The sequence below is a fragment of the Marinomonas sp. S3726 genome, assembly GCF_000967665.1.
Lineage (GTDB): Bacteria > Pseudomonadota > Gammaproteobacteria > Pseudomonadales > Marinomonadaceae > Marinomonas.
Genome location: NZ_JXYC01000024.1, coordinates 196,525 through 206,355, shown reverse-complemented (window position 1 = coordinate 206,355; position 9,831 = coordinate 196,525). Strand labels below are relative to the sequence as shown.

The 9,831-nt window shown below is 40.9% G+C and carries 10 protein-coding genes; 3 read left to right on the top strand and 7 right to left on the bottom strand.

Going from position 1 to position 9,831, the window contains the following annotated elements:
- Window positions 1-98: 98 nt before the first annotated feature.
- From TW85_RS18720 to TW85_RS18695, 6 genes are all read right to left on the bottom strand, one after another.
- The gene (locus TW85_RS18720) at window positions 99-716 is read right to left on the bottom strand and encodes a protein-methionine-sulfoxide reductase heme-binding subunit MsrQ (protein ID WP_046018641.1); all 618 of its coding nucleotides are present in this window, start codon (window positions 714-716) and stop codon (window positions 99-101) included.
- Window positions 717-748: 32 nt separating this feature from the next.
- Window positions 749-1,741 (bottom strand): protein-methionine-sulfoxide reductase catalytic subunit MsrP, encoded by a 993-nt coding sequence (msrP, locus tag TW85_RS18715; RefSeq protein ID WP_046018640.1) that lies wholly within the window; start codon window positions 1,739-1,741, stop codon window positions 749-751.
- A gap of 161 nt (window positions 1,742-1,902) precedes the next feature.
- A complete protein-coding gene (pssA, locus tag TW85_RS18710; protein WP_046018639.1) occupies window positions 1,903-2,688 on the bottom strand; it encodes a CDP-diacylglycerol--serine O-phosphatidyltransferase in 786 nt (261 codons plus the stop codon).
- Between the two features lie 28 nt (window positions 2,689-2,716).
- On the bottom strand, window positions 2,717-3,997 hold the full coding sequence (gene hemL, locus TW85_RS18705; protein ID WP_046018638.1) for a glutamate-1-semialdehyde 2,1-aminomutase: 1,281 nt from the start codon (window positions 3,995-3,997) through the stop codon (window positions 2,717-2,719).
- A gap of 37 nt (window positions 3,998-4,034) precedes the next feature.
- Entirely contained in the window at window positions 4,035-4,457 is a 423-nt protein-coding gene (gene hemJ, locus TW85_RS18700; protein WP_046018637.1) for a protoporphyrinogen oxidase HemJ, read from the bottom strand.
- Between the two features lie 178 nt (window positions 4,458-4,635).
- The gene (locus TW85_RS18695; protein WP_238326260.1) at window positions 4,636-5,967 is read right to left on the bottom strand and encodes a chloride channel protein; all 1,332 of its coding nucleotides are present in this window, start codon (window positions 5,965-5,967) and stop codon (window positions 4,636-4,638) included.
- 141 nt (window positions 5,968-6,108) lie between these two features.
- On the opposite strand from TW85_RS18695, the gene argC reads away from it, so the two are divergent.
- On the top strand, window positions 6,109-7,140 hold the full coding sequence (argC, locus tag TW85_RS18690) for an N-acetyl-gamma-glutamyl-phosphate reductase (RefSeq protein ID WP_046018636.1): 1,032 nt from the start codon (window positions 6,109-6,111) through the stop codon (window positions 7,138-7,140).
- Window positions 7,141-7,261: 121 nt separating this feature from the next.
- Here argC and TW85_RS18685 read toward each other — a convergent pair whose 3' ends face one another.
- The gene (locus TW85_RS18685) at window positions 7,262-7,690 is read right to left on the bottom strand and encodes an Lrp/AsnC family transcriptional regulator (protein ID WP_046018635.1); all 429 of its coding nucleotides are present in this window, start codon (window positions 7,688-7,690) and stop codon (window positions 7,262-7,264) included.
- A 195-nt stretch (window positions 7,691-7,885) separates the two neighbouring features.
- Between TW85_RS18685 and yjeH the strand changes: the two genes are divergently transcribed.
- Together yjeH and luxS are read left to right on the top strand one after the other, a co-directional pair.
- The gene (gene yjeH, locus TW85_RS18680) at window positions 7,886-9,142 is read left to right on the top strand and encodes an L-methionine/branched-chain amino acid transporter (protein ID WP_046018634.1); all 1,257 of its coding nucleotides are present in this window, start codon (window positions 7,886-7,888) and stop codon (window positions 9,140-9,142) included.
- A gap of 162 nt (window positions 9,143-9,304) precedes the next feature.
- Window positions 9,305-9,817 (top strand): S-ribosylhomocysteine lyase, encoded by a 513-nt coding sequence (luxS, locus tag TW85_RS18675; protein ID WP_046018633.1) that lies wholly within the window; start codon window positions 9,305-9,307, stop codon window positions 9,815-9,817.
- Window positions 9,818-9,831 lie beyond the last annotated feature (14 nt).

Sequence of the window (9,831 nt, the reverse complement as noted above, 5' to 3'; positions counted from 1 at the left end):
TTTTAAAGAGCGTCTGACTTATCTTTGTAAGATAGTGAGTTACTTGGTAACTTGTCGGTGCAGTCTTGTTTGCTACCCCGTGTCAGCGAGGGCGTATATTAATGACTGGTAGATTTAGTGCAAGTGTTTTTTGCATTAATTTTCATTTTTTTAAAATCTATGCGAAGAAGCAATGGAATCACTAAAAATGGCGTAAACCAAATAGCTATCTCTGAGTCTGCTTTAATCTGCCACCATAAGTGAGCCAAGGTCGCTAATGCTGCTATATAAACCATCTTATGTAATGGTTTCCAGCGTTTACCTAGTTTTCTCACCATAGCTTTGGGACTGGTAATCGCTAATGCCGCTAGTATCACAAATGCCAGTACACCAATATAGATATATGGACGCTTTAATAAGTCTTCTTGAATCCAACTTAAATTAAAGCCAGCATGCAGAACTAAATAAGCGAGTAAATGAACTAAGGCATACCAAAAAGCGGCTAAACCGATAAAGCGACGGTATCGATTTATCATTCTTAAGCTTTTGAACTTTTTAGTTAAAGGCGTAATACTCAGGCTCATGCAAATAAAGACACTTGCCCAAATACCACTTAAGGTCATAAAAGGTTCGGCAGGGTCCGGAAAGTAGCGCCCACTTAAAAGCGAATACACTAACCAAATAAATGGAGCACAAAACACCACTAATACGTATGGTTTCTCTTTTCTGTCCCACATAAGCCTTACCTCTTTCTTTTTACCAATGTTAATTAATAGTTCTTAACTAGGCTCATGCCTCTATACAGGTCAGCAACTTCTTCTTGGTAACCATTGAACATTTGTGTATCGATAACGTTAGGGAAAAGTAATCCTCCCGGTAAACGTCTTTCTTGTTTCTGTGTCCATCTTGGATGATCAACGCCAGGATTCACATTGGCATAAAAACCGTACTCTTGTGGTGCAAGCAGGTTCCATGTGGTTTCAGGCATAGTTTCAACAAAACGTATTTTGACAATAGATTTAATACTTTTGAAACCATACTTCCATGGCACAACTAAACGAATTGGCGCACCATTTTGATTAGGTAGCACACTGCCATACATACCAACACTTAAAAACGCCAAATCATTCATAGCTTCATCTATGCGTAAACCTTCTCTATATGGCCATTTTATATTGCCGCCATTTTGCCCTGGGAACTGAGAAGGGTCATATAAGGTTTCGAAGTAAACATATTTAGCTTTTGAGTTCGGCTTGAACTTTTTAAGCACATCACCAAGTGAAATCCCTACCCAAGGAACCACCATGGACCAAGCTTCAACACAACGCAGTCTATAAATACGTTCTTCTAGTTGATGCTCTTTAATAATATCTTCTAGTGCAAAAGTGCCGACAATATCAGCTTCGCCCTCGACTGTGATATTCCAAGGATCAGGCTTAAAGTTTTCAGCTCGTTTTGCTGGATCACCTTTACCGTAGCCAAATTCGTAGAAGTTATTATAGGTAGTTGCAACATCAAAAGGTGCTACCTTTTCCCCAGCACCAAAGCTGGTTTCTTTAATGTTATTAAAGTATGGCGCTAAAGATGTGGGAGGCGTAATCAAGTTACCTTCTTGTAAACCTGCCAATACATTTGATGTGCCAGATAACGCAGCAATTGATAATGCTGAATTACGCATAAATTGACGGCGATTTAAATAAACAGCTTGATCTGTAACTTGATGCTCACTAACGTCGGATGCTTTCTTAATTTTTATCAACATGGTCATTCCTCATAATCTGTAAGTGTTGACCAGTGTTTTCCTCATGGGTTCAATTATCTTTACGTTTTATTGACACTTTAACCCCTAGCTTGCCATGCTCATGAATATCAAAGCAAAAAAAAAAGCCTGCATATTGCAGGCTTTTATAAGTTTAAATAGGTTTAAGCAAAGCGACGCATAATTGAACCAATCACACCCGAAGCACCGTAGAGTATAAAGGCACTTGCTAAGATTAAAGATGGCTCCATAGCGACAAGCACTAGAACAAAGACTACAGCCACCAGCTTAATAAAAGACACCTTACCTTTCATATCTAAGTCTTTGAAACTGCGATACTTAATATTGCTCACCATTAATAAACCAACAGCAGGAACAAGCAGGAGCATCAAATAAACAAGGCTTTCAGCTGCTATACCTTGGGTATTAGCCGCCCAGATAACACCAGCAATGATTGCTGCTGCAGCAGGACTCGGCAAACCAGTAAAATAACGCTTTTCCTCAACCCCCAGCATGGTATTAAACCGGGCTAATCTTAATGCAGCACCAACGGCATAAATAAATGCAGCGACCCAACCTAGTTTACCAAGAGGAGCTAATACCCAAGTAAAAGAGATCAAAGCAGGGGCAACACCAAAAGAGACCATATCAGAGAGAGAGTCGTATTCAGCACCAAAAGCACTTTGAGTTCCTGTCATACGAGCAACACGACCATCAAGTCCATCAAGAATCATGGCAACAAAAATCGCCACAGCAGCATGAGTAAAGTCGCCATTCATTGCTGCGATAATGGCATAAAAGCCTGCAAATAATGCCGAGGTAGTAAACAGATTGGGTAATAAGTACACCCCTTTATGAGGTGGCTTTATTTCTGTTTTTTCGCTTTCAATGCCATTCGACTCTGGTTTATCGTTTTTCTTCTCAAGGGGCATTTCAGTCACTTTGCTCATGCACTCTCTCTGTTAATTATGAATATTCTTATAGTTGCGCAAAGGCTTTTTTGGCAGCAGCAATTGTAAACTCAATATCTTCATCAGTATGAGCTTGAGAAATGAAGCCAGCTTCAAATGCAGCTGGAGCAAAATACACCCCTTCTTGTAGCATCAGGTGGAAAAACTTTTTAAATTTCTCTGCATCACAAGCCTGCATTTCTGCAAATGAAGTAATGCGGTCTGCATCAGTAAAGAAGAAACCAAACATGCCACCAACGCTCACTGAATGAAAGGGGACACCAGCATCATCCGCAGCGGCTTTTAAACCCTGCATCAATTTTTCAGATTTTGCAGTTAGCGTCTCATGAAAGCCAGGCTCACTAATTAGGTTAAGGGCAGTTAAACCCGCCGTCATGGCAATAGGGTTACCAGAAAGTGTACCCGCTTGATAAACCGCACCGAGTGGAGCGATATGCTCCATAATGTCACGACGACCACCAAATGCACCCACTGGCATGCCTGCACCAATCACTTTACCTAGGGTTGTAAGATCAGGTTTGATATTGAACTTTTCTTGCGCGCCACCCAAGGCAACACGGAAACCCGTCATTACCTCATCAAAAATCAGTACAGCACCAGATTCATCACATACTTCGCGTAAGGTTTCTAAGAAACCTTCAATTGGGGGAATACAGTTCATGTTACCAGCGACAGGCTCAACAATGATGCAAGCAACTTGGTCACCAATTTCTGCAAAGCATTGTTTTACACTTTCAATATCATTGTATTGTAGTGTTACTGTGTGTTGTGCAAGGTCTGCGGGAACACCAGGAGAGTTTGGAATACCAAGCGTTAATGCACCAGAACCAGCTTTTACCAATAAAGAGTCAGAATGACCATGGTAACAACCTTCGAATTTCACAATTTTATCGCGTTTAGTAAAACCACGCGCTAGACGAATCGCGCTCATGGTTGCTTCTGTACCAGAGCTAACCATACGAACCATGTCCATAGAAGGTACTAGTTCGCACACTTTCTCTGCCATATCGATTTCGATTTCAGTTGGTGCGCCAAAACTTAGACCTAAATCTATTTGCTCACGAATCGCATCTAAAACAGCAGGGTGAGAATGACCAATAATCATTGGCCCCCAGGAACCTACATAATCAACGTATCTTTGATCATCTTCATCATAAACATATGCGCCCTGCCCTTTTTGGAAAAAAACAGGTGTTCCACCGACACCATTAAAGGCTCGAACTGGTGAGTTTACGCCACCAGGGATACGTTTTTGGGCTCTTTGATACAAATCTTCAGATCGGCTCATAACTCTATACTCAAACTTTAAAAACAAAAAAGGAAAATTAGAAAGGTTTAACGATTACCAAGATGGCTATGGCAATCAGAATAACAACTGGCAATTCGTTGAACCAACGAAAGAAAACATGACTACGTGTATTCGCGTCATTGGCAAACTTCTTCAATAAACGGCCACAAGCATGATGATAACCAAGTAAAACAAACACTAAGGTCAATTTGGCGTGAAACCAGCCTGATTTCATATAATACTCTGGGCTAAAACTGACTAACCAAATACCCAAGGCGATGGTGATTACAGCCGCTGGCGTCATAATGCCACGATACAGCTTACGCCCCATTACTTTAAATCTTTCATTACTAATCGTATCTTTAGCATCAGCGTGATACACAAAAATACGCGGTAAATAAAACAACCCCGCAAACCAAGAAACCATAGCAACTAAATGAAACGCTTTAACCCATAACATAATTCGAATTCCTATCTAAAATTCAATTTTAGCAATCTTGTAACAAGTTGAACTTGGGCGTTACCGCCGTCAAAGCAGTAACAAAGGTTCAAGCAAAATAAACGGCAGGCATTCTAGCATATTTATTTTTTCGGTATTACTCCAGAAAACACAACCTAAAGTGGGATAAATCACTAACTTATTCTTTTGTACTTTTCACATCACCATTATGGTCAACTCGCACCCTTGCCTTAGAATGCAAACCTAAGCTAGTAAGCCTTTCTATAAAAATCGAATCTTGCTTAAAAGCGACTCTTGTTATCACACATGATGATGCAATTACTAACATGGCTGGCAGTAGAATTTCTGGAGTATGAGTCATTTCTACTATCGCAATAAGCCCTGTTAAAGGCGCCTGGAAGCTGGTTGACATCATGGCTGCCATGCCAAGCAAGGCAAACAATGAAATTAACTCAAGGCTTGCTTCACCAGAAAAAGCCCAAACAGCCACCTGAATTCCAGCCAATCCACCCATAACAAAAGTTGGCCCTATCATGCCACCAGGAATACCTAAACCGATTGAGAAGGCGGTTAATAAAACTTTGGCCAGCAAAACTAACAGCAAGACATTTGTTAGCGATCCACCAGCCAATAGTTTTTCAACTGAGTCATAACCGGCACCCAGTACCTCAGGAATGAAAGCTGCACATAATGCAGTAGCCACGCCCACAAGTGAAAAACGCCAAATAAGCGACCAATGATTGACTCTCCAAAGCAGTTGCTGCGTTCTAAAAAACAAACCAGCCAATAGAGCAACTACCAAAGATAGAACTGCCAAGGCAGTAATACTCTCTGTATTAATCACTAAAACAGCAACACGATCGAAACTAAAAAGAGTAATCGGCCCTAGAAGTACATGGCTGACTGCCATTGAAAAGACGGAGGATAAAATGACAGGGAGAATAATGGCTATTCGGTATTCTAAAAAAATGACCTCAAGCGCAAAAAGAACACCTGCTAAAGGCGTTTGAAATGCTGCTGAAATTGCACCGGCAATACCACAGGCAACCAGTACTTCAATATGACTTTGAGATAAGCCCAAACGTAACGCAATACGGCTACCAAAGGTGGCCCCGATATGAACAGCGGGCCCTTCTTTACCGATAGATAAGCCTCCCATCAAACCAATGCCCGCGGTTATAAACTGAATAACCCCATTCATAATAGGTAAATGGCCTTTATGGTAATTGAGTCGCTCAATGACATAAGGCACACCCACTTTCTGCCATTTTTTGGGCAAGTAAAACATGATCAGAATTAATAGGAAACAAGAAATAAGCGGAAAAAGTACACGCAATAATAGAGGTAAATCTTCAAAACCTTCATTGTCTCCCCCCATAAAAATATGAGCAGGCAGATCTAAAAGCCAATGAAGTAGCACCATAGACAAAGCACAGGCAATTCCTACAATAACCCCAACAAAAGAGAGTAAAAGTAGAGCATCTGAAGAATTAAGTCGCTGTTGCAGCAAATCTTTTAATTTAAAGCGGTACAGTTGGCTCTCCTTACTTTTAAGATTTGTAAAAATCGGGCACTATTCAACCAGTAAATCAACACAGGCGCAAATGTGTTAACGCGTTTCAATCCAGTATTAAGATAACGGGACTCAACAGTGTATAAAATCGGCATAGTAGGCGGCACAGGTTATACCGGTGCAGAATTATTAAGACTTTTAGCAAATCACCCAGAGGTTGAGGTGAAAGCCATCACCTCTCGAAGTGAAGAAGGCAAACTAGTTGCTGATATTTACCCAAGCCTACGAGGACATTACGACCTTAAGTTCACCACACCAAGTGTAGACGAATTGGCTGAATGCGATCTTGTCTTTTTTGCCACGCCTCATGGTGTTGCCATGGACCAAGTGCCTGCATTACTAGAGAAAGGCGTTAAAGTTGTAGACCTTGGCGCTGACTTTAGAATTAAAGACACAGTGGAATGGTCTAAATGGTATGGCATGGAACATAGAACACCTGACTATGTTGCTGAAGCCGTTTACGGTTTACCTGAGATAAACCGTGAAGCAATAAAATCAGCTCGTTTGGTTGCCAACCCAGGTTGCTACCCAACTGCAACACAACTTGGCTTGATCCCTTTACTTGAAGCGGGTGTGATTGATCCAAGCGATCTTATTGCTGATGCAAAATCAGCGGTGAGTGGGGCTGGTCGTGGCGCTAATGTTGGTACACTACTTTGCGAAGCGGGTGAAAACTTTAAAGCTTATGGTGTTGCAGGTCACAGACACTTACCTGAAATCAAGCAAGGCCTTCAAGCTTATACAGACAAACAAGTAGGTTTAACGTTTGTACCACACTTATTACCAATGATTCGTGGTATTCACTCAACCATGTATGCCACATTATTAGATACAAACATTGACCTGCAAAAACTATTTGAAGAAAGATATCAAGATGAGTTCTTTGTTGATGTAATGCCTGAAGGTAGCTTACCTGAGACTCGTAGTACTAAAGGAGCAAACTTCTGTCGTATTGCGGTTTATCGTCCACAAGGCGGAAACAAGGTAGTCGTACTTTCTGTCATTGATAACCTTGTTAAAGGCGCATCAGGTCAAGCGATTCAAAACATGAACATCATGTTGGGTCTTGCTGAAAACACAGGATTGGCGGCTTTAGGCATGATTCCCTAGGGAACCTAAGATTAAGTCAGCACTCAATCAAATCCATGTTTAAAGACTGGATTTAAAATGCCCGTATAGCAAAAGCGATACGGGCATTTTTATGACATGTCATTGCACACTATTTTTAGTGTTAGCGCTGTAATCGGTCAACCAACACTGTATGGGTAACAATTCGTTGTACATTTGGCCAAGCATCCATCATTTCACGTATTTCACTCAAGCGCGTCATATTTGCAGCTTCAGCAAAAACAATCAGATCCACATCGCCACTAATACTATGGGCCTGCTTAATTTCTGGAATATCTTGCATCAAGCCTGCAATCACTTCACAACATAAAGGGCTAAAAGTGACAGAAAAATAAGCTGCCACTTGAGTTGTAGCATCTTGATTAAGCTTGGCATGATAACCTGTGATTGTCTGGCTCTCTTCTAAACGCTTAATTCTATCCGTCACAGCCGAACGAGACAGACTCACCTGACGAGCAATATCCGAAATAGATAATCTGGCGTCTTCTACCAAGAGAGAAAGAATTTTTTGGTCAAAACTGTCTAACTTCACTCATAATCCTTGTTGCCATCGCATTTTCTTGGAGCTAAGCAGTTTGACGGCATTACCGTCACTTTAACGGCGAAATAACCTATTTTGCTAGCTGTATACTTAATCAAATCATTCTATCCTGTCTCAATTGAATCACACATCAATTTATTTTGAATTCACCCACAATTTTTGCGATTGACATTAAAGAGAAGAAACATGAGCACAAACACCAAAGGGATAGGTCCATTACAAGGTATTGCCATGACAGTGACGACGTTTGTTGGCACAGGTCTGATGGTACTCCCCGCATTATCTGTCAGCATAGCTCACGAACAAACCGCTTACAGCTGGATTTTTACAGCTCTCATCATTATGCCAATTGCCATTATTTTTGCTTTGCTAGGAGCAAGACTTCCCCATGCAGGTGGCGCATCACATTATATTGGTCAGGCTTTTAGTAAACCTTTACAAGATGCAGTGGGTTGGTTGTTCTTATCTATTTTAATCGTTGGCCCTGCGGTTGCGATAAAGATCACAGCTAATTACCTCGCTGCCTTCTTAGGTTTTGATCAAAGCATGTTTATTTACCTCTATATTCTGATCTTTATCTTATTTTTAGGCTTTGGCCTTGCTGGTATTCAAACCTCAGCCAAAACACAAACCGCCATAGTTGTTCTTATGCTTGTGGCTATTGTATGGCTTGCCATAAAAGGAGATATTCTAAATGCAGTCCAGCTCACTCAAACGCCAGTAACGGGCACTCAATGGCAGCAAACCTTTAGCGCTATCAGTGTGGTTTTTTGGTGCTTTCTTGGTATTGAAGTAATGGCCCACTTGGGTGGTGAGTTTAAAAACCCTGCTAGGGATTTCCCTATTGCTATGATTGTTGGCATTAGTGTTGTGATTGTTTGTTACCTAACCGTCGTTTTCCTTATTTTTGCCTACGCAAGCTATGGTGACGAACAAACTAACAATCAATCTATTGCGGTTTTAGTTTCAAGTATCGCCGGTGAGAGTGCCAGTCGCTGGGTATCCTTTGGGGCCTTTGTCATTTCCTTTGCAAATGTCAGCATCTATCTACTTGGTTTTGGCCGTATGGTGCAAGCTATGTCAGAAAACAAAGCACTACCTGCTTACTTAGGTAAACTTAACCGCTTTGGTTCGCCAGGTAATGCCATCATTGTTGTTAACCTTGTATGCGCAGGCTCACTCATTTTAGGAGAAACCTTCAATCTAAAAATGGAGTGGCTCATTGAAATGACAAATGGCTCATTCCTAACCGTTTATACATTGGCGTCTTTAGCGGCATGGCACCTTCTAAAAGGCAAAGTAAGATATCTTGCAATACCGGCATTGATGGCTTGCACCTTTATTGCCTTACAAATTGGTGAAAGCATGCTATTCGCCTTTGTGATGCTTGGTTCTGCCTATCTTTTCTCACTCTTGAAAGCTAATAAAACTGCAATTGCTTAAAAACCATTAATTTAAGTAATTGAGCCTGCTAAGCTCAAAATTTAAGTCTAAGATTACTGAGCGCTAAGATTAATTTTCTGTATAATCCAGAAAATTAATCTTTTTAGCATGCCATTCAGTTTTCATTGAAGAATGGCTAATTTCGATTTTAGGAGAATTCTCATGCCTTTATTAGACAGCTTTCGCGTCGACCACACTCGCATGCATGCCCCTGCAGTTCGCGTAGCAAAATCCATGGCGACACCTAGCGGCGACACAATTACCGTTTTTGATTTAAGATTTTGCATTCCTAATAAAGAAATACTATCTGAAACAGGCATACATACATTAGAGCATTTATTTGCTGGTTTTATGCGTGATCACCTAAACGGTGATTCTGTTGAGATTATTGATATTTCACCTATGGGCTGTCGTACTGGTTTTTACATGAGCTTAATTGGCGAACCAACAGAAGAAAAAGTGGCGAACTCTTGGAAAGCGGCGATGGAAGATGTTGTAAATGTTGCAGCAAAAGAAGATATCCCGGAGTTAAATGAGTATCAGTGCGGCACTTTTGAAATGCACTCACTTAAAGAAGCGCAGGATATTGCAAAAATGATTCTTGAGCGTGACGTAGCTGTAAACAGCAACCAAGAACTTTACTTAAGTGAAGAGTTCCTTGCTGAACATAGCTAATTGCTAAATTAGCC

Excerpts from the sequence above, each read along its gene's own strand:
- TW85_RS18720 (WP_046018641.1), bottom strand. The coding sequence starts at position 716 with ATGTGGGACAGAAAAGAGAAACCATACGTATTAGTGGTGTTTTGTGCT.
- msrP (WP_046018640.1), bottom strand. The coding sequence starts at position 1,741 with ATGTTGATAAAAATTAAGAAAGCATCCGACGTTAGTGAGCATCAAGTT.
- pssA (WP_046018639.1), bottom strand. The coding sequence starts at position 2,688 with ATGAGCAAAGTGACTGAAATGCCCCTTGAGAAGAAAAACGATAAACCA.
- hemL (WP_046018638.1), bottom strand. The coding sequence starts at position 3,997 with ATGAGCCGATCTGAAGATTTGTATCAAAGAGCCCAAAAACGTATCCCT.
- hemJ (WP_046018637.1), bottom strand. The coding sequence starts at position 4,457 with ATGTTATGGGTTAAAGCGTTTCATTTAGTTGCTATGGTTTCTTGGTTT.
- yjeH (WP_046018634.1), top strand. The coding sequence starts at position 7,886 with ATGAGCACAAACACCAAAGGGATAGGTCCATTACAAGGTATTGCCATG.
- luxS (WP_046018633.1), top strand. The coding sequence starts at position 9,305 with ATGCCTTTATTAGACAGCTTTCGCGTCGACCACACTCGCATGCATGCC.